General features: G+C 70.5%; 15 protein-coding genes. 5 read left to right on the forward strand and 10 right to left on the reverse strand.

Translation table 11 applies throughout. From position 1 onward, the window contains the following. Window positions 1-13: 13 nt before the first annotated feature. The gene (locus MYK68_RS14370; RefSeq protein ID WP_247864359.1) at window positions 14-373 is read left to right on the forward strand and encodes a GntR family transcriptional regulator; all 360 of its coding nucleotides are present in this window, start codon (window positions 14-16) and stop codon (window positions 371-373) included. Then, window positions 360-1,397, forward strand: a complete 1,038-nt coding sequence (locus tag MYK68_RS14375; protein WP_247864360.1) for an SdpI family protein — start codon at window positions 360-362, stop codon at window positions 1,395-1,397. The genes MYK68_RS14370 and MYK68_RS14375 overlap by 14 nt, the downstream gene beginning before the upstream one ends. Here MYK68_RS14375 and MYK68_RS14380 read toward each other — a convergent pair. Together MYK68_RS14380 and MYK68_RS14385 are read right to left on the reverse strand one after the other, a co-directional pair. Continuing rightward, on the reverse strand, window positions 1,353-2,201 hold the full coding sequence (locus MYK68_RS14380; protein ID WP_247864361.1) for an alpha/beta fold hydrolase: 849 nt from the start codon (window positions 2,199-2,201) through the stop codon (window positions 1,353-1,355). The genes MYK68_RS14375 and MYK68_RS14380 overlap by 45 nt on opposite strands. Continuing rightward, window positions 2,198-2,968 (reverse strand): fumarylacetoacetate hydrolase family protein, encoded by a 771-nt coding sequence (locus tag MYK68_RS14385; protein ID WP_247864362.1) that lies wholly within the window; start codon window positions 2,966-2,968, stop codon window positions 2,198-2,200. The genes MYK68_RS14380 and MYK68_RS14385 overlap by 4 nt, the downstream gene beginning before the upstream one ends. A 161-nt stretch (window positions 2,969-3,129) precedes the next feature. Here MYK68_RS14385 and MYK68_RS14390 point away from each other — a divergent pair, with 161 nt between their 5' ends. Continuing rightward, complete coding sequence (locus tag MYK68_RS14390) at window positions 3,130-4,356, forward strand: MFS transporter (RefSeq protein WP_247864363.1); 1,227 nt, start codon at window positions 3,130-3,132, stop codon at window positions 4,354-4,356. Between the two features lie 218 nt (window positions 4,357-4,574). On the opposite strand, the gene MYK68_RS14395 is transcribed toward MYK68_RS14390, so the two are convergent. Beyond that, a protein-coding gene (locus tag MYK68_RS14395) for an IS3 family transposase (RefSeq protein WP_247864364.1) occupies window positions 4,575-5,767 on the reverse strand; the annotation gives its coding sequence in 2 pieces (ribosomal slippage) (window positions 4,575-5,492 and window positions 5,495-5,767; 1,191 coding nt in all). A 185-nt stretch (window positions 5,768-5,952) separates the two neighbouring features. Here MYK68_RS14395 and MYK68_RS14400 point away from each other — a divergent pair. Then, window positions 5,953-6,825: an IS110 family transposase gene (locus MYK68_RS14400; RefSeq protein WP_247864365.1), complete on the forward strand. Its 873-nt coding sequence runs from the start codon at window positions 5,953-5,955 to the stop codon at window positions 6,823-6,825. Here MYK68_RS14400 and MYK68_RS14405 read toward each other — a convergent pair. The 3 genes from MYK68_RS14405 to MYK68_RS14415 form a co-directional block, all read right to left on the reverse strand. Then, a protein-coding gene (locus tag MYK68_RS14405) for an IS3 family transposase (RefSeq protein WP_247864366.1) occupies window positions 6,817-8,096 on the reverse strand; the annotation gives its coding sequence in 2 pieces (ribosomal slippage) (window positions 6,817-7,808 and window positions 7,808-8,096; 1,281 coding nt in all). The genes MYK68_RS14400 and MYK68_RS14405 overlap by 9 nt on opposite strands. Before the next feature lie 199 nt (window positions 8,097-8,295). Continuing rightward, window positions 8,296-9,324: a proline racemase family protein gene (locus tag MYK68_RS14410; protein WP_247864367.1), complete on the reverse strand. Its 1,029-nt coding sequence runs from the start codon at window positions 9,322-9,324 to the stop codon at window positions 8,296-8,298. Between the two features lie 2 nt (window positions 9,325-9,326). Further along, window positions 9,327-12,899 (reverse strand): bifunctional proline dehydrogenase/L-glutamate gamma-semialdehyde dehydrogenase, encoded by a 3,573-nt coding sequence (locus MYK68_RS14415; protein ID WP_247864368.1) that lies wholly within the window; start codon window positions 12,897-12,899, stop codon window positions 9,327-9,329. Between the two features lie 154 nt (window positions 12,900-13,053). Between MYK68_RS14415 and MYK68_RS14420 the strand changes: the two genes are divergently transcribed. Beyond that, a complete protein-coding gene (locus MYK68_RS14420; RefSeq protein WP_247864369.1) occupies window positions 13,054-13,956 on the forward strand; it encodes a LysR family transcriptional regulator in 903 nt (300 codons plus the stop codon). Between the two features lie 15 nt (window positions 13,957-13,971). Here MYK68_RS14420 and MYK68_RS14425 read toward each other — a convergent pair whose 3' ends face one another. From MYK68_RS14425 to serA, 4 genes are all read right to left on the reverse strand, one after another. After that, a complete protein-coding gene (locus MYK68_RS14425) occupies window positions 13,972-14,538 on the reverse strand; it encodes a hypothetical protein (protein ID WP_247864370.1) in 567 nt (188 codons plus the stop codon). A gap of 88 nt (window positions 14,539-14,626) precedes the next feature. Beyond that, window positions 14,627-15,493 carry an SdpI family protein gene (locus MYK68_RS14430; RefSeq protein WP_247864371.1) on the reverse strand — a complete coding sequence of 289 codons (867 nt, stop codon included), beginning with the start codon at window positions 15,491-15,493 and terminating at the stop codon, window positions 14,627-14,629. Window positions 15,494-15,618: 125 nt separating this feature from the next. Further along, window positions 15,619-16,629 (reverse strand): 3-isopropylmalate dehydrogenase, encoded by a 1,011-nt coding sequence (locus tag MYK68_RS14435; RefSeq protein ID WP_247864372.1) that lies wholly within the window; start codon window positions 16,627-16,629, stop codon window positions 15,619-15,621. After that, complete coding sequence (gene serA / locus MYK68_RS14440; RefSeq protein ID WP_247864373.1) at window positions 16,626-18,221, reverse strand: phosphoglycerate dehydrogenase; 1,596 nt, start codon at window positions 18,219-18,221, stop codon at window positions 16,626-16,628. Before serA ends, MYK68_RS14435 begins: the two co-directional genes overlap by 4 nt. Window positions 18,222-18,362: the final 141 nt, after the last annotated feature.

Below are 18,362 nucleotides of genomic sequence, written 5' to 3' on the forward strand. Positions count from 1 at the left end.
TAGAATTAACGACATGTTGTTCCGTATCCGGCCGAACAGCGACGCGCCGATCTTCGCGCAGATCGCCGATTCCGTCCGCACCGAGTCGTGCGCCGGCCGGCTGGCCCCCGGCGACCGGCTGCCACCGGCCCGCGAGGTGGCCGCCGCCCTGGAGGTGAACATGCACACCGTGCTTCGCGCCTATCAGGATCTCCGCGACGAGGGCCTGGTGGAGCTGCGCCGCGGACGAGGCGCGGTGATCACCGAGGCCGCCGACCGTCTGCGCTCACTCGACCGCGACATCCGCGCCCTCACCGCCAAGGCCGCGACGTTGCACATCAGCCCCGAAACCCTGTCCGCCCTCGTGAAGGAGGCCTCGCATGTCCCCGAATGATCCGGCCCGGCGCACGCTGACCGACGACGAACTGGCACGACGACGACCGCTCATCGCGTTCGTCACCGTCGCCGTGGTGATCCCCGCCCTCATCGTCGGCGTGGCCACCATCGTGCAGATCTCACTGCTCGGTTCCCTGCCCGCCGACATCGCCGTGCACTGGAATCTGCACGGCGATCCCGACCGCCGGCTGCCGGCCTGGTCGGCGCCGCTGGTCACCGCCCTGCTCGGCTTCGGCCTGATCGGCTTGACCGCGGGGCCCGCGGTCAAGCCGATCGCCGAGGGCGACGCGGGCGCCGTCTACCGGCTCCTGGGCGGGGTCTCCCTCGGATCGTCGATCCTGGTCGCGATCGCCTTGACGGGCAGCGTCTGGTACCAGACCGGCGACGACGCCTCGGTGCCGATCGTGACCGTCGTGGCGGTCGCCGGCCTGCTGGCGGTGGCCGTCGGCGCCCTCGCCGGCCTCCTGCTGCCGCAGGCGCCGCGATCCCACCGGTCGGTCGCGGTCGATCCGCTGCCGCTCGAGGCCGGGGAGAACACGGTCTGGCTGCGGACCACCACCGCGTCGCCCAGCCTCCTCGCCATCACCGTCGCCGGATTCGTCGTGGCGCTCCTGACCACCCTTTACAGCTGGGCCGACGGTCAGCGCGCCGCGATCGTCATCGGTGCCGCCGTGATCGCCGTCGCCATCGTGGTGGCCGCGGTGGCGACCATCGCCTTCCGGGTCCGGGTCTCCGCCGACGGCCTGCAGGTCCGTTCCCTGGCCGGCTTCCCGCGCCTGCACGTACCGCTCGATGAGATCGTCGACGTCCGGGTGAACTCCGAGGTGCACCCGATCGGTGATTTCGGCGGCTACGGCATCCGGGTGACCGCGCGGCGCACCGGCGTGGTGCCGCGCGCGGGCGAGGGCATCGTCGTCGACCGCACCGGCGATCGGGAGTTCTGCGTCGTCGTCGACGACGCGGTGACCGGAGCGGCGCTACTGGCCGCTCTGGCCGACCATGCGAAGGAAGTCGATCAGTAGCTCGTTGACGGTCTCCGGGCGCTCCAGGTAGCCGAAGTGACCGGTGCGCTCCACCTCCTCGTAGCGCGCACCCGGGATCGCCTCGGCCACCTCGCGGGCCAGGAACACCGGCAGCGTCCGGTCGTCGGCGAACCCGACCACCATCGTCGGCCGGGTGATCTCCCGGTACGCCGCCAGCCGGTGCTCCTCGCGCTCGTGCAGGGCCAGCTGGGCCCGCACCCCGGCGCTGCGGGCCTGGCCGCCGAAGCCGATGATGTCGAGCCAGTCGCGCGCGCTCCGGTCGTCGGCGAGGGTGGCCGGTGACAGATTCAGGTGCGCGGTGACCGCCGCGTAGTACTCCGGCGGCAGTTCGATCCCGAGGTCGTAGAGGGCGCGCTCGCCGTGCGAGAAGGCGTCGAGCATCGGGGTGGACCGGCCGTAGGTCGCGAGCATCGCCGCCCCGCGCACCAGATCGGGGCGGGCCAACGTCAGCTCCTGGGTGATCCGCGCGCCGAGCGACGTGCCGACCACCAGCGCCGGCCCGGCGCCGAGATGCTCGATGAGCGCCGCGGTGTCGCCGACCATGTCGGCCAGGGTGAACCCCTCCGCGCATTCGCTGGTCGGCGCGATGCCGCGGTTGTCGAAGGTGACCACCCGGAAGCCGGCGGCCAGCAGCGCGGGCTGCTGGTGCGCGTGCCAGACCCGCCCGGGACTGCCGGTGCCCATCACCATCACGACCAGCGGGCCGGACCCGGCGTCGGTGTACGAGAGGGAGATGCCGTTCAGCGGCACCGACACCGGCCGGGCCTGCGCCGGCCGGGTCACTTGTCGACCACGGGGTTGCTGAGCGTCCCGATCCCCTCGACGGTCACCGCGACGGTCTGCCCCGCGGTCATCGGGCCGATCCCGGCCGGGGTGCCGGTGAGGATCACGTCGCCGGGCAGCAGCGTCATGACGCGCGAGATCCACTCGACGATCTCGCCGACGCTGTGCAGCATCAGCGAGGTCCGCGACGACTGGCGGGTCTCACCGTCGAGTGTGGTGGAGATCGCCAGGTCGGACGGGTCGAGCGCGGTCTCGATCCAGGGACCGAGCGGGCAGAACGAGTCGTAGCCCTTGCCGCGCGTCCACTGCCCGTCGGCCTGCTGCTGGTCGCGCGCGGTCACGTCGTTCGCGACGGTGTACCCCAGGATCACGCTCGCCGCTTTGGCGGCGGACACGTCCTTGCAGGGCCGCCCGATCACGACCGCCAGCTCACCCTCGTAGTCGACCCGGTTCGACGACGGCGGGCACACGATCGGCGCCCCGGGACCGATGATCGACGTGTTCGGCTTCAGGAAGATCACCGGGTCGGCGGGCGGTTCCGAGCCCATCTCCGCGGCGTGATCGGCGTAGTTCTTGCCGATGCAGATCACCTTCGACGCGAGGATCGGCGCGAGCATCCGCGTCTCACCGAGCGGCCAGGTTCGCCCGGTGAACGTCGGTTCCCCGAAGGGATGCTCGGCGATCTCCCTGGCGACCTCGGCGCCCTCGTCACCTTCGATGGCGACGAACGCCACCCCGTCCCGGCTTGCGACACGCCCCAATCTCATGGGGCCAGATTAGGGCATGTCGCCCGCTGCTTTCCCGAGGCACCGGCGGATCCGCCGGACCGTGCCCCTGCCTCGTCGGACCGTTCGCCACCTGTACTACAATGTGAAACATTAGTTTCATTATTTGAGATTCTGGCCGTGCCAGTGGAAGGAGCCAGGCCATGACGATCGAGGCGGCGACGCTCTCCACCCGGCGCCGATGGGCCATTCTCGTGTGCGCACTGGTGGCCGCGATGACGACCACCGCCGCCACCAGTGGCTTCGCCTACGTGATCCCGGCCCTGCACGACGGCGGCATGTCGCTGAGCTCGGCGGCGACCCTCGCCGCGGTGCCCACGGTCGGCCTCACGGTGGCGATCATCGCGTGGGGTCTGGCGCTCGACCGGTACGGCGAGCGGCGCATCCTGCTGGTGTCGATACTGATCACGCTGGCCGGCACCATCGGCGCGGTGGTCGCCGTCGCCACCGACGCGGGCACCGTGGCGCTGGGCGCGGCGCTGCTGGTCGGCGGTCTGGGATCGGGTGCCGCCAACGGCGCGAGCGGACGCATCGTGGTCGGGTTCTTCCCGGCCGATCAGCGCGGCACCGCGATGGGCGTGCGGCAGATGGCGCAGCCGCTCGGCATCGCGGTCCTGGCACTGACCGTGCCGGTCATCGCCGCGACGGCGGGCGTGGCTGCGGCGCTGGCGGTCCCGGTCGCGGTCACCGCGATCGGCCTGCTGGCGGTGTACTTCGGCATCGTGGATCCGACGCTGCCGACGTCTGGACCGGCCGCCGCCCCGGCCGGCAATCCGTACCGGTCGAGCGGATACCTCTGGCGGATTCACGGCTTCAGCGTGCTGCTGGTGATCGGTCAGTCCATGCTGTGGACCTTCGTCCCGGCCTGGCTGATCACCGGCCACGGCTGGACGCCGCTGAGCGCGGGCGTCCTGGTCACCGTGACCCAGGTGTTCGCGGCCGGCGGGCGGATCGCGGCCGGCCGCGCCTCCGATCTGTGGGGTTCCCGGATGCGGCCGGTGCGGGTGATCGCGGTGGCCGCGGCGCTCACCATGGCGGCACTCGCGGTCGCCGACCAGTTCGGCAGCGTCTTGGCCCCCGCGATCATGGTGCTCGCCACCATCGCGACCGTCGCCGACAACGGCCTGGCGTTCACCGCGATCGCCGAGTGGGCCGGACCGTCGTGGAGCGGCCGGGCGCTCGGCGTGCAGAACACCGCGCAGTACGTGACCATCGCGGTCACCACCCCGATTCTGGGCACGATGATCGAGCGCCTGGGCTATCCGGCGGTCTTCGGGATCGTCGCCGCCGCACCGATTCTGGCGCTGCCGCTGATCCCCCGCGACCCGCGGCCCCGTGAGGAGCCGGTCGACGTGCCGGGTGAGCGTTAACCGACGGCGGAGCCTTCGAGGACGAGCCGACCAAGGGGTCGTTTCGACTCGGCACCTCGCCCTATCGGGCTCGGTGTCGGCTCAACGGGCTGGTACCAGCCCGTTGAGCCGGTCAAGCCGCTAGGCGCAGACCGTGTCTCTAATAGATCGTGGCCGGCGAGTGAGTCGGTTGAGGGATGCTGGTAGGGACTGCTGCACGTTTAGGTGACAGGTTGTAGTCACGCTGCGAGAGCGACGCTGTTGGTCATGATGGTCTCGAATTCGATGGGCGTCAAACGGCCGAGGCGGGCTTGCCGGCGGCGGCGGTGGTAGGTCCGCTCGATCCAGGTGACGATCGCGGTGCGCAGCTGTTCTCGGGTGGTCCAGGAGCGGCGGTCGAGGACGTTCTTCTGCAGCAGCGCGAAGAAGCTTTCCATAGCGGCGTTGTCTCCGCTGGAGCCGACTCTTCCCATGCTTCCGACCATGCGATGACGGGTCAAAGCGCGCCGGAATTTGCGGCTTCGGAATTGAGACCCCCTGTCCGAATGCACCACACAGCCGGCGACATCGCCGCGCATCGCGACGGCGTTCTCGAGCGCTCGGACGGCCAATCGGGCCCTCATCCGAGAGTCGATCGAGTACCCGACGATCCGGCCACTGAACGCGTCCTTGATCGCGCAGAGGTACAGCTTGCCCTCCGCGGTCGGGTGCTCGGTGATGTCGGTCAGCCACAGCTGGTTCGGTGCGTCCGCGGCGAACACGTGCCGTGTCCGGCCGTGCTCGTCGACGACGGCGCAGAGGTCGTCGTGCACGGGCGGGCCGGGCTTGCGAGCCTTGCTGCGCTTGGGTTTGCCGAACGCGCTGAACCAGCCGTTCGTCGAGGCGATACGCCACGCAGTCCGGTCCGCCATCGCCTCGCCGTTGCCGCGGGCCTCGTCGGCCAGGAGCCGGTGCCCGAACTCAGGGTCGTCCCGGTGGGCGTCGAACAGAGCGTTCGCGCGATAGGCCTGCACCACCTCGCTCGGGGTGATGGGGTTGGCCAGCCACCGGTAGTAGGGCTGGCGGGAGAGCTTCAATACCCGACACGTCACCGTCACAGGAACCCCTGCGGCGGCGAGCTCGGTCACGAGCGGGTAGAGCCTTTTCCCAGCAGATTCGCCTGCGACAGATACGCCGCCGCACGGCGCAGCACCTCGTTCTCCTGCTCGAGGAGCCGGTTCCGTCGGCGCAGCTCACGGATCTCCGCGGACTCGGTCCGAGACTGACCCGGCCTGGCGCCCTCATCGATCTCGGCTCGACGCAACCACTTCTGCAACGTCATCGGATGGACCCCGAAGTCTTTCGCGATCTGCTCGATCGTCACTCCAGGTTCACGGTTCTGAGCGACGCGAACCACGTCGTCACGAAACTCGGACGGGTAGGGCTTGGGCACGATGGCCATCCTTCCAGGCCCACCCTCCCAGGCAAGCCAGATCAGATGTCACCTAAACGTGCAGCAGTCCCTTTGCGGTTGACCGGCACCGACCGATAGCGGACGACCCGTCCCTGTCGAAAGTGCTGGACATGAGTCAAGGGAGGTCCGCTGTGACCAGTATTTCAGAACGGTATGACTACGTTGTGGGCGTAGACACCCACGCCAAAAATCATCTGTACGCGATCATCGACGCCAGAACCGGTGCGGTGCTCGCCCGGCCGGAGAAGTTCACCGTCACCAGCGCCGGTTTCACCAAGGCGCTGGCCTGGATCGGCCGTCACACCGCCGGCGCCCGGGTGCTGGCCGCGATCGAGGGCACCAACTCCTACGGCCGTACCCTGGCGCAGGCCGCCGGCACCGCCGGCGTGGCGGTGACCGAGGCCCGGGCGTCATCGAAGAAGGCCCGCCGCGGCACCGGCAAGACCGACGGCCTCGACGCGATACGCGCCGCCCGATCGGTCCTGGAACGCTCCCTCGCCGAACTCACCGAGCCACGCCAGGGAAAAACGCGTGCTGACCTGCAAGTTCTGCTGATCTCCCGGCGTCAGAAGTCCCGGCAGAAGACGGCGACGATCAACACGCTGAACGCGATCGTGCGGACCCTGGGCCTGGTGGCAGACACCGGCAAGAAGCTGACAATGACCCAGATCCGAGCCATCGCCGACGGCGGCCTCACCGGCTCCGGGCACTCAGCGATCGCCGTGGCAGCGGCCACCGATCTGGCCGACGAGATCATCGAATGCCACAAGGCCCTGGCGGCCAACGAGCGGCGTCTGCGCGCTGTCGTGGCCTCCTGGCGGCCCGAGCTGCTCGCCGTCGTCGGCGTCGGGCCAGTAACGGCCGCCCGCATCCTGACGGTCTGGTCGCACCCGGGCCGGTTCGCCAGCCAGGCCCACTTCGCCTCGATCGCCGGAGCCAGTCCCGTACCGATCGGCAGCGGCCAATCACTGGCGTGGCGACTGAACTACGGCGGCGACCTGAACCGCCCCGGCATGTCCGGAGACTTTCTAGTTTGAGACCTCGACGAGTGTCGGGGTCGGTTGTTGAGCGTAGTGCGCAGTCTCCATCTCTGCTGGCGGGATGTCGCCGCAGTACTCGTAGAGCCTTCGGTGGTTGAACCAGTCGACCCACTCCGCGGTGGCGACCTCGACCTGGTCGACGGTGCGCCACGGGCCTCTGGCTTTGATCAGCTCGGTCTTGTAGAGCCCGTTGATCGACTCGGCCAGCGCGTTGTCATAGGACGATCCGACAACCCCCATCGAGGGACGGATTCCGTCAGCGGCGAGCCGCTCGCTGTAGGCCACAGAGGTGTACTGGCTGCCGTGGTCGTGATGCTGGACCACCCCGGCCACCGGCCGGCCCTCCCGCTGCCGTGTCCACACAGCATGGTCGATGGCGTCCAACACCAGCTGAGAGGTCATCGATGTCGACGACCTCCAGCCAATGATCCGACGCGCGTAGGCATCGATCACGAACGCCACGTAGACCCAGCCGGCCCACGTCGACACGTAGGTGAAGTCGGCCACCCATAGCCGGTCCGGCGCCAACGGCGCGAACTGACGTCCCACGAGGTCACCGGGATGCTTCGCCTTCGGATCAGCGATCGTCGTGCGCTTGACCTTGCCCCGGATCGCGCCACGAAGACCGAGGTCGCTCATCAGCCGTTCCACCGTGCACCTAGCGATCGGCTCGGCATCAGCGGTGCGCTCCCGGTTGAGCTGAAGCCAAACCTTCCGGGCTCCGTAGACGCCGTAGTTCTCGGCATGAACCTTGGCCACCTTCGGCCTCAACTCCTCATCCCGCACTTCACGCTTGGACGGCTTGTGGGAGCGGTGCTCGTAGTAGGTCGCGGGGGCGATCTTGGCGCCCAGCTCGGTGAGCTGGTCACAGATCGACTCGACACCCCATCGCAGACCTTCCTCGTGCTGGTCACCGACGTGCTCGTCGATATACCGCACGATCAGCGCTGTGGCCGGTCGAGTTCGGCCGCGAAGAAAGCCGATGCGCTCTTGAGGATCGCGTTGGCCCGCTTGAGCTCGGCATTCTCGCGCTTCAACCGCTTCAGCTCCGCTGACTCCTCACTCGTCGTCCCAACCCGCTGCCCGGCATCAACCTCGGCCTGACGACACCACTTCCTCACCGTCTCAGGCGTCCCGATCCCGAGCAGCGTCGCGACCTGCCTCATCGCCGCCCAGTCCGACTCGTGGTCGGCCCGGATCTCGCCAACCATCCTGACCGCCCGCTCACGCAGCTCGGCCGTGTACCTCTTCGACGTACTCCCTGCCATGACTCCATCCTTCCCAAGGAACGGAGTCTCCGGACATGCCGGGGCGGTTCACACCCACGGAACCAGTAACCAGTCTCCCTCGACCGACTCACTCGCCGATCACCACCTATTAGAGACTCGCCCCTCGCCCCTGCGGGGCTCGGGGCGGCTCAACGGGCTATGGGCTCGGGGCGGCTCTACGGGCGGGGCTCGGGCCGGGTCACCGGAGGACGAAACCGGCGCCGAGCGGGTCGTCCGGGTCGAGTTCGAACTCGCTGCAGCCGGTCCGGTAGGCCATGCCGGTGACCTGCGGAATCACCGCGGAGAATCCCTCGGCCACGGTCTCCTCGACGATCGTCGCGTGGAAGCGGGTGCCGACGATCGAATCGTGCACCAGCGTCTGGCCCGGTGCCAGCGCGCCCTGCGCGGCCAGCACCGCGACGCGGGAGCAGGTGCCGGAGCCGCACGGTGAGCGGTCCACCTCCCCGTCGGCGAAGATCGTGACGTTCCGCTGGTGCGGATCGCCGGACTCCGTGGCGGGAAGGTCCTCGTAGATGATGGTCCCGTAGATGCCGCTCAGCCGCGGGTCGCCGGGGTGCCGGGCCAGCGGGGTGTCGTTCAGCTTCCACTTGATCTCACGGCCCAGCGCGATCAGATCCTGGTAGTGCTCCGGTGTCACAGCCAGGCCGACGCTCGCCGCATCGAGGTGCGCGTAGATCGCGCCGCCGAAGGCGATGTCGACGGTGAGCGGTCCGCGCGAGGTGTTCACCGTGACGTCCGCGGCCAGGCGGTAGCTCGGGACGTTCACGAAGTCGACCGCCCCGATGCGGTCGCCGTCGGAGTGCACGCGGGCGGTCACCCGGCCGGACGGCACGTCCACCACCACGTCGGTCACTCCGGTCGGCGACGGCGCGACGAGCCCGGATTCGACCGCCCACACGCCGAGCGCGATGGTGCCGTGACCGCAGGCGGTGGAGAACCCGTCCTTGTGCCAGAACAGCACCCCGAGGTGCGCGCCGTCGTCGTCCGGCGGGGTGAGGAAGCCGCCGTACATGTCGGCGTGTCCGCGCGGCTCGAAGCACAGCAGCTTCCGGAGGCCGTCGACGCCGGCGTCGTCGACGGCGGAGACGCGGCGGTTCGCGACGGTGTCCCCGTCGATCGGCACGGGCGGCTCGGCGACGATCCGGAACGGCTCCCCCGCGGTGTGGTAGTCGACGGTGCGGACCGGGCGATTCGATGGTTCGGTCATGATCAGATCAGCCCGTCCGACAGGTGGTTCGGGGTGCCGAAGCGGTGCGCGGTGATCGAGACGGCCTGCTCGTGCAGGTGCGGCAGCATCTCGACGCGACCGGCCGAGACCACCTCGCCGCCGTAGACGGCGATATCCGGCTTTCCGTCGGTGGCCTCGTACACCGCCGCCACCTGGGCCTCCCGCGAGGGACCGGCGACGATCCGGATCCGGGCGCTCGCGTCCGCGCCGTCCCGCGCAGCGAGGGCCCGCAGGTGATCGGCCCAGCCCGCCTCGTCCTGGTAGCGCAGTTCGACGCCCGCGGCGCGCAGCGCCGACTGGACCGCCTCCGGCAGGGCGAGCGGCGTGCTGACCGTCGGGCGCCCGCCCGCGGCCAGCCCCGCCCCGACGACGCGCAGCAACTGGTGCAGCGGCGCGTCGGCGGCGGCCCGGATGGTCACCGGCACCGGCAGGTAGCGCAGCAGATTCCGCTCGACGCCCAGCTGCGAGGCGTCGCGGGCGATGCCGAACTCGTCGATCCAGGCGGCGGCGTCGGAGGCCAGCGCCGACGACAGCCACGACATGTCGGCACCGGTCACCCCGGCCTGCTCGGCCGCGGCGAGAAACGGGGCCGCGGCCGGTCGCGGCGCGTTGGCCCCGGCGGTCACCGGAGCGTCGACCCAGTCGACCAGACCGTGCAGGTAGTTGGGCCCACCGGCCTTGGTGCCCGCGCCGATCGCCGACTTCTTCCAGCCGCCGAACGACTGGCGCCGCACGATGGCACCGGTGATGCCGCGGTTGACGTAGGCGTTGCCCGCCTGGATCCGCCGCAGCCAGGTCGCGAGCTCGTCGCGATCGAGCGAGTGCAGGCCGCTGGTGAGGCCGTAGTCGATCTCGTTGACGATGTCGATCGCCTCGTCGAGCGTCTCGGCGGTCATGATGCCCAGGATGGGACCGAAGTATTCGGTCTTGTGGTACTCCGAGCCGCGGCGCACTCCGTCGCGCACCCCCGGGCTCCACAGCCGGTTGCCGCCCTTCTTGTCCAGGGCGAGCGGGCTGTCGCTGTCGAGCGGTTCGGGCTTGAGCAGCCAGCTCTCCCCCGGGCCGAGCGTGGTGAGGCCGCGCAGCAGCTTGCCCGAGGGCGCGGTGATGATGGTGCCCATCTGCGTCTCGAGGTGCTCGGGGGTGCCGACCTTGAGCGAGGTCACGGCGTCGATCAGCTGGCCGCGGAAGCGCTTGGACCGCGCGACCGAGCCGACCAGGATCACCAGCGAGGCCGCCGAGCACTTCTGCCCGGCGTGCCCGAACGCGGAGAGCGCGACGTCCTTGGCGGCCAGGTCGAGGTCGGCCGACGGGGTGACGATGATCGCGTTCTTGCCGCTGGTCTCGGCGAGGATCGGCAGGTCACGGCGCAGCGCACGGAAGCTCTCGGCGGTCTCGTACGCACCGGTGAGGATCAGCCGGTCCACGCGCGGGTCGGCGACCAGCTCGGAGCCGAGCGTGCGGTCGGCGAACTGCACGAACTGCAGCACCTCGCGCGGCACCCCGGCCTCCCACAGCGCCTCCACCATCACCGCGGCGCTGCGGGCCGAGTTCGACGCCGGCTTGATGATCACCGAGCTGCCCGCGGCGAGGCCGGCGAAGACGCCGCCGGCCGGGATCGCGACCGGGAAGTTCCACGGCGGGATCACCGCGACCAGCTTGCGCGGCCGCGGCGCGGCGCCGTCGGTCTGCTCCAGCAGCTGGCCGAGCATGGCGTAGTAGTTGGCGAAGTCGATCGCCTCGGAGACCTCCGGATCGCCCTGGTCCAGGGTCTTTCCGCACTCCGAGCCCATCACCTCGAGCAGATCGGCGCGCCGGGCTTCCAGCCGTTCCCCGGCCCGGTACAGGATCCGGGCGCGCTCGTCGGCCGAGAGCGACTGCCAGTCGTCGGCGGCGGCCACACCCGCGGCGATCACCGCATCGAGAGCGGCCTCGTCGTCGACCATCGACGACGCGACGAGATCGGTGCCGAGCGTCGAGCCGACCATCCGGCCGGCGATGGCGCGTCCCCACGCCCGGTTGCCGGGCAGGTCGGGGTCGGTGTCGGGGGTGTTGTCGAACTCACCGCGGGCCCCGGCGGCGACCAGAGCGTCGGCGCGGGCCTGCGCCCCGTCGGCGTCGTAGTGGCCGCGGTCCTGGCGGCGGTTGGGCTCGGGGACCGCATAGTGCTGCCGGTCGCCGTCGGCGGTGATCGCCGCCAGGTCGTCGAGGGAGGCCAGGAAACGCGCCTTCTCCCGCGCGAACAGGCCGGCGTCGTCGCTCAGTTCGAAGACGGCCGACATGAAGTTCTCCTGGCTCGCGCCCTCCTCCAGGCGGCGGATCAGGTAGGCGATCGCGACGTCGAACTCCTGCGGATGCACCACCGGCGTGTACAGCAGCAGCGAGCCGACCTCGCGCTTGACCGCCTCGGCCTGCGCGGTCGCCATGCCGAGCAGCATCTCGACGTCGATCCCGTCCTGCGCGCCGCGCCGGGTGGCGAGCAGCCAGGCGAGGGCGACGTCGAACAGGTTGTGCCCGGCCACCCCGATCCGCACGTTCGCGACCCGGGCCGGGTCGAGCGCGAAATCGAGCACCGCCTTGTAGCTGGTGTCCGACTCCTGCTTGGAGCCCCAGGTGGCCGACGGCCAGCCGTGGATCGCCGCGTCGACGTGCTCCATCGGGAGATTGGCGCCCTTCACCACGCGCACCTTGATCGGCGCACCGCCGGACGCGACGCGGGCGGCGGCCCAGTCCTGCAGATCCATCATCGCGCCGAGCGCGTCGGGCAGGTACGCCTGCAGGACGATGCCGGCCGAGAGGGACGCGAACTCGGGCCGGTCCAGGATCTTCTTGAAGACCGCGATGGTGAGGCCGAGGTCCTTGTACTCCTCCATGTCCAGGTTGATGAACTTGCTCGGCGACGCCGATGCGGCACGCTCGAAGAGCGGGACCAGCTGTTCGGTGATCGACGCGACGGCCTCATCGAAGGCCCAGTGGTTGTGCGGCGCGACGGTCGAGGACACCTTGATGGAGACGTAGTCGACGTCCGGCCGGCCGAGGAGCTTGTGCGTCCCGGCGAGCCGGCGCTCCGCCTCGTGCTCGCCGAGGATCGCCTCGCCAAGGAGATTGATGTTGAGGCGGACGTCGTCGCGCTTGATCTTCGCGATCGCCGGACCGAGCTTGTCGTCGGAGGCGTCGATGATGAGGTGGCTGACCATCTCGCGCAGCACGCGCCGCGCGGTCGGCACCACCACACCCGGCAGCGACTGCGCCATCACCCCGCCGAGCGAGACCGCGCCGCGCATCGGTGCGGGCAGGAACTTCGGGGTCAGCGGCGCGAGGTTCTTCAGCTTCTTCGCCGCGGCCCGGCGGTCCTCCGGCCGCACCACGCCGTCGACGAATCCGACGGTGAAGTCCAGGCCGTTCGGGTCGCTGAGGACGCCGGTCAGCCGCTTCGCGGAGGCGTCGACCGGATACCGCTCGGCCTCGGTCAGCCAGCGCTGCACCAGCGCGATGGCGTCGTCGGCCAGGTCCTGGGGCCGTACCCGCGGCTGCGCCTCGATCGCGTTCGTCATGTCGTCCTCTTCTGTGCTCGGCATGTGCTCCCGCACACGTCCATCGGCCTGATGAAGCCATGGTCACCCCTGCCGCCAATGAAGCACAGCGGAATTATCTGTGCAATATCGTTAAGGAGAACCGAATGGTGAGACGACGATCGGAAGGCCGCCGATGCTGGAAGTGAAGAGGCTGCGTCTGCTGCGCGAGCTGTCGTCGCGGGGCACCGTGATCGCCGTCGCCGAGGCGCTCAACTACAGCCCGTCCGCGGTGTCCCAGCAGCTCTCACAGCTGGAGCGGGAAGTGGGCGTCCCGCTGTTCCAGCGCAGCGGGCGCCACCTGGCGCTGACCGCGACCGCCAAGTACCTCGCCGCCGAGGCCGACGATCTGCTCAGCCACATCGAACGCATCGAGTCGGGCATCCGGCGGCACCAGGGCACGGTGAGCGGCACCGTCCGGGTGGCCGCGTTCCAGACCGTGATGCTGGCGCTGCTGCCGCAGGTACTCGATCGGCTCCGCACCGAGCACCCGAACCTGCGCATCGACGTGGTGCAGCACGAGCCGGAGACCGCGCACTTCGAGACCTGGGCGCGCGGCTTCGATCTGGTGATCGCCGAGGAGTATCCGGGGCACGCCACGGTGCAGTTCAGCGGCCTCGACCGTCAGCCGCTGACCCGCGACCGGATTCAGCTCGCGGTGCCCGCCGGCCGACCCGAATTCGACGCGGTCGCCACGCTGGCCGATGCGGCCGGGCTGCCGTGGGTGATGGAGCCGCGGCGAGCGGCCTCCCGGCACTGGGCCGAACAACTGTGCCGCAGTGCGGGTTTCGAGCCCGACGTCCGGTTCGAGACGGCCGACCTGCAGGCCCATGTCCGGCTGATCGAGTCGGGGAACGCCGTCGCCCTCCTGCCCGGCCTGGTGCATGCCGGCCGCCGGCCGGAACTCCGGCTGGTGGACCTTCCGGGCGATCCCCTGCGGTCGGTGTTCACCGCGGCGCGGTCGTCCCAGGGCGACGACCCCGCGCTGTCCGCGGTCCGCGCCGCTCTCGCCGCCGAGGCCGCCGTCCTCGCCCCGTGAGGCCGGGCGTCCGCGCTACTTCTGTGCGTCCAGCGCCGCCCGCGCCTCCGCCAGCTGCTCGCCCCGGCGGACGTAGCGCACGAGGTAGAAGCAGACCACCAGGCCGATGACCGCCCCGATGATCACAACCCAGACGCTCGCGGCGCGGAACGCGGGTGCCTGGACGTCGAAGATCCGCTCACCGGCGTGCGCGGCGTTGCTGTCGCCCACCACCACCGACAGGGTCAGCAGATTGGGAATCGCCGCGAGCAGGCCCAGCACGGCGAAGATGATCGCCGGGATCTTGCTGCGCTTGACCAGACTGAGCCCGGCCAAGCCGAGGAAGATCAGCGTGAGCGCCATGCCGAAGGCGCCGATGAGCAGGCCGGTCGACGTCCCCCGCGCGAACGAACCGTCGACGGCATCGCCGATCCGGCCCGCCCACCAGCGCGGCAGGAACGCGGCCAGGATGAAGTAGAGCGCGACCAGCACCGCCAGGGCGATTCCCCACAGCAGCGCCACGTGCAGGCGATCGCGGGCCCGCTCGGCGAAGCCGGGCTCCGGATCCGGCGGCGTCACCGCCGTAGGTTCGTCCTGCGCCATCGGCGTATCCCTCCCCTTGACCTGCCCGGCCCGCGGCCCGCGTCGGGCATGAGGCGAGCGTATCGGATCGGAGCCGGGACCGGCGGTCTCACTCCGTACGGTGCGGTGGCCGGCGGCGGCCGCGAATCGTCGCATTGATGGCGGCCGCGGCGACGGGCGCGGCCTCGCGCAGTACCGCGATCTCCCGGCGCTGCGAGTCCGGGCCACCGTCGTCGGAATAGACGACGAGCAGGGCGTCGCCGCCGCGCCAGACGAAACCCTTGGCGCCCTTCAGCTTTCCGAACGACGCGACTCGATACCCCCAGCCGCCGAAGTCGCGGAACGGGTCGACCGGCACCACCTCGGCGCGCACCACGCGGTCCAGCGGGACCGTGATCCGCACCAGGCCCCACAGTCCGCGGAAGACGACTCCCGACGAATCCAGCCGCACCTCGACGCCGCCGCCGGACCAGCGCGCGGGCAGCGGCGGCGGATCGTCGCCGGCCGGCACGCTGCCGACCGGATCGAACGATCTGCCCGTCGGCCGCGAGGGCACCGACCACGCGGCGGCCGCGCCGAGCAGCAGACCGGCGATCAACGACGGCGCGATCACCCAGAACGGCATGTGCTCGCCCGCCGCGTCGGCCACCCCGCGCTGCGATCCCGCCACGAAGGTCATCAGGATCAGGACGAAGGCGGCGGTACCGCAACCGATCCCGGCGAGGAGACGCTGCGCGATCGACGGCACCGCGCGGATCAGGGTGACGAGGCAGAGCAGCACGCCCACCGCGGTGATCACGGCGTACGTCCACAACATGCCGGTCACCGAGGTGAAACCGTTCGGGGTGCGGCCGCTCCAGTGGGTGGCCACCGGGTCGGGGAGGTCGTGCCGCCAGGCCATGAGACAGCCGATCCCGGCGCCGCCGACCACGAGGGTCAGCAGCGCCGGGATCAGGACGCGAATCCGTTGTGCCACAGCTTCTCTCATCCGGGGGCCGACCCTTCGACTCGGGCCTCGGCTATCGCCTCGCCCCGGCTCAGGGAGCGGCGGTCACGCCCGGCTCAGGGAGCGGCGGTCACGCCCGGCTCAGGGAGCGACGATCAGACGAGGGCGAGGATCCGTTCGCCGACCTCGGTGGTCGAGCCGCGCTCGTCGCCGCGGGCGGCGACGTCGCGGGCGACCGCCGCCTCGATGCGGGCGGCACCGTCGTCGTCGCCCAGATGACGCAGCAGCAGGGCGACCGAGAGGATCGCCGCGGTCGGGTCCGCCAGGTTCTGCCCGGCGATGTCCGGGGCGCTGCCGTGGACCGGCTCGAACATCGACGGGTTGGCGCGGGTGGCATCGATGTTGCCCGACGCCGCCAGGCCGATACCGCCGGTGACCGCCGCCGCCAGGTCGGTGATGATGTCGCCGAACAGGTTGTCGGTGACGATCACGTCGAAGCGGCCCGGGTCGGTCACCAGGTAGATGGTGGCCGCGTCCACGTGGCAGTAGTCGGTGGCGACCTCGGGGAACTCGGCGGCCACCTCCTCGACGGTGCGAGCCCACAGCGAGCCGGCGAAGGTGAGCACGTTGGTCTTGTGCACCAGGGTCAGCTTCTTACCGCGCGCCTGGGCGCGGGCGAAGGCGTCGCGCACCACGCGCTCCACCCCGAACCGGGTGTTGACGCTGACCTCGGTGGCCACCTCGTGCGGGGTGTCCACGCGGATCGCGCCGCCGTTGCCGGTGTACGGGCCCTCGGTGCCCTCGCGGACCACGACGAAGTCGATCTTCGGGTCGCCGGCCAGCGGCGAGGCGACGCCCTCGAAGAGCGTCGACGGCCGCAGATTGACGTGATGGTCCAGGATGAACCGCAGCTTCAGCAGGAAACCGCGCTCCAGGACACCCGACGGCACCGACGGATCACCGATGGCGCCGAGCAGGATGGCGTCGTGCTCGCGGAGCGAGGCCACGTCGTCGTCGGTCAGCAACTCGCCGGTCGCGTGGTAGCGGCGGGCGCCGAAGTCGTACTCGGTGGTCTCCACCTCCGGGTGCAGCTTGCGGAGCACGGTCAGGGCCTGTCCGACGACCTCCGGGCCGATGCCGTCGCCGGGAATCACCGCGAGCTTCACGAGAAGTCCACCTGCTTGATCAGGGTGGCCGACACGGCCTGGCCCACGGCCTCGACCACCTCGGGATCCACGGTGCGGTCGACGCGCAGGATGGTGGTGGCGCCGGGGCCTTCCAGGTCCTGGGCCAGCGCGGCGGCGACGATGTCGACACCGGCGTTGCCCAGCAGGGTGCCGATCTTGCCGAGGCTGCCCGGCTGGTCGGTGTAGCTGATGATGAGGTTCTTGCCCTCGGCGCGCAGATCGAAGTTGCGGCCGTTGATGTTCACGATCTTCTCGACCTCGCGCGGCTCGGTCAGGGTGCCGGCCACGTTCACCTGGCTCCCGTCGGCGAAGACGGCCTTGACGTCGATCATGCTGCGGTGGTTCGGGCTCTCGCTCGCGGTGACCACGTCGTAGCTGACGCCGCGTTCGGCGGCGACGCTCGGCGCGTTGACGAAGGTGACCGGCTCGTCGACGACGGCGGAGAACAGGCCGCGGACCGCCGAGAGGCCGAGCACGTCGACCGGGCGGGCCGCGAGCTCGCCGCGGATCTCGACGATGATGTTGGTCGGCTGGCCGTCGGCGACGACGCCGACCAGCTGGCCGAGCTTGCGCGACAGGTCGAGCCAGGGGGCCACCTCGTCGTCCACCGGGCCGCCGGTGATGTTGACGGCGTCGGGCACGAACTGCCCGGACAGCGCCAGCTGCACGCTCTTGGCGACGTCGGTGCCCGCGCGGTCCTGGGCCTCGGCGGTGGAAGCGCCCAGGTGCGGGGTCACCACGACCTGATCCAGGTCGAACAGCGGCGAGTCGGTGCACGGTTCGGTCGCGAAGACGTCCAGGCCGGCGGCGCGCACGTGCCCGGAGGTGATCGCCTCGGCCAGCGCGGCCTCGTCGATCAGGCCGCCGCGCGCGGCGTTGACGATGATCACGCCTTCCTTGGTGCGCTTCAGCTGCTCGGCGCCGATCAGGCCGGCGGTCTCCTTGGTCTTGGGGAGGTGCACGGTGATGAAGTCGGCGCGCTCGAGGAGCTCGTCGAGGCTCACCAGCTCGATACCCAGCTGCGCGGCGCGGGCGGCCGACACGTAGGGGTCGTAGGCGATGAGGTGGGTCTCGAAGGCGCCGAGGCGGGCGGCGACCAGCTGGCCGATACGGCCGAGGCCGACCACGCCGACGGTCTTGTCGAAGAGCTCGACGCCGCTGAACGACGACCGCTTCCAGGTCTTCGCCTTCAGGGTCGCGTCGGCGGCGGGCACCTGACGGGCGGCCGACATCAGCAGCGCGACGGCGTGCTCGGCGGCGGAGTGGATGTTCGACGTCGGGGCGTTGACCACCATGACGCCGCGCTCGGTGGCGGCGGGGACGTCGACGTTGTCCAGGCCCACACCGGCGCGGGCGATGATCTTCAGCTTCGGCCCGGCGTCGAGCACCTCGGCGTCGACGGTGGTGGCCGAGCGGACCAGGATCGCGTCGGCGTCGACAACGGCCTCCAGCAGCTTCGGGCGGTCCGGACCGTCCACCCAGCGGACCTCGACGTCGCCGCCGAGTGCCTCCACGGTCGACGGGGCGAGCTTGTCGGCGATCAGAACAACAGGACGGCCGGGTGCGGTCACTATGGTTTCTCCAGATTCATCGGGTTCTTCGGTCCGGATGACGGCGGCGCGCAGAGACACGCGTCTGTCGGGACCACTTTAGGCGGCGCCACCTGTGCGGGCACACCCGCCCACCTGCGACTGTGGTGTGCGACACGGCGT

The sequence above is a fragment of the Gordonia sp. PP30 genome (genome assembly GCF_023100845.1).
GTDB lineage: Bacteria > Actinomycetota > Actinomycetes > Mycobacteriales > Mycobacteriaceae > Gordonia.

What these genes read in the sequence shown, in the direction of transcription:
- MYK68_RS14410 (WP_247864367.1), bottom strand. Translation starts at nt 9,324, where the DNA reads ATGACCGAACCATCGAATCGCCCGGTCCGCACCGTCGACTACCACACC.
- MYK68_RS14370 (WP_247864359.1), top strand. Translation starts at nt 14, where the DNA reads ATGTTGTTCCGTATCCGGCCGAACAGCGACGCGCCGATCTTCGCGCAG.
- MYK68_RS14420 (WP_247864369.1), top strand. Translation starts at nt 13,054, where the DNA reads ATGCTGGAAGTGAAGAGGCTGCGTCTGCTGCGCGAGCTGTCGTCGCGG.
- MYK68_RS14415 (WP_247864368.1), bottom strand. Translation starts at nt 12,899, where the DNA reads ATGACGAACGCGATCGAGGCGCAGCCGCGGGTACGGCCCCAGGACCTG.
- MYK68_RS14375 (WP_247864360.1), top strand. Translation starts at nt 360, where the DNA reads ATGTCCCCGAATGATCCGGCCCGGCGCACGCTGACCGACGACGAACTG.
- MYK68_RS14385 (WP_247864362.1), bottom strand. Translation starts at nt 2,968, where the DNA reads ATGAGATTGGGGCGTGTCGCAAGCCGGGACGGGGTGGCGTTCGTCGCC.
- MYK68_RS14390 (WP_247864363.1), top strand. Translation starts at nt 3,130, where the DNA reads ATGACGATCGAGGCGGCGACGCTCTCCACCCGGCGCCGATGGGCCATT.
- MYK68_RS14425 (WP_247864370.1), bottom strand. Translation starts at nt 14,538, where the DNA reads ATGGCGCAGGACGAACCTACGGCGGTGACGCCGCCGGATCCGGAGCCC.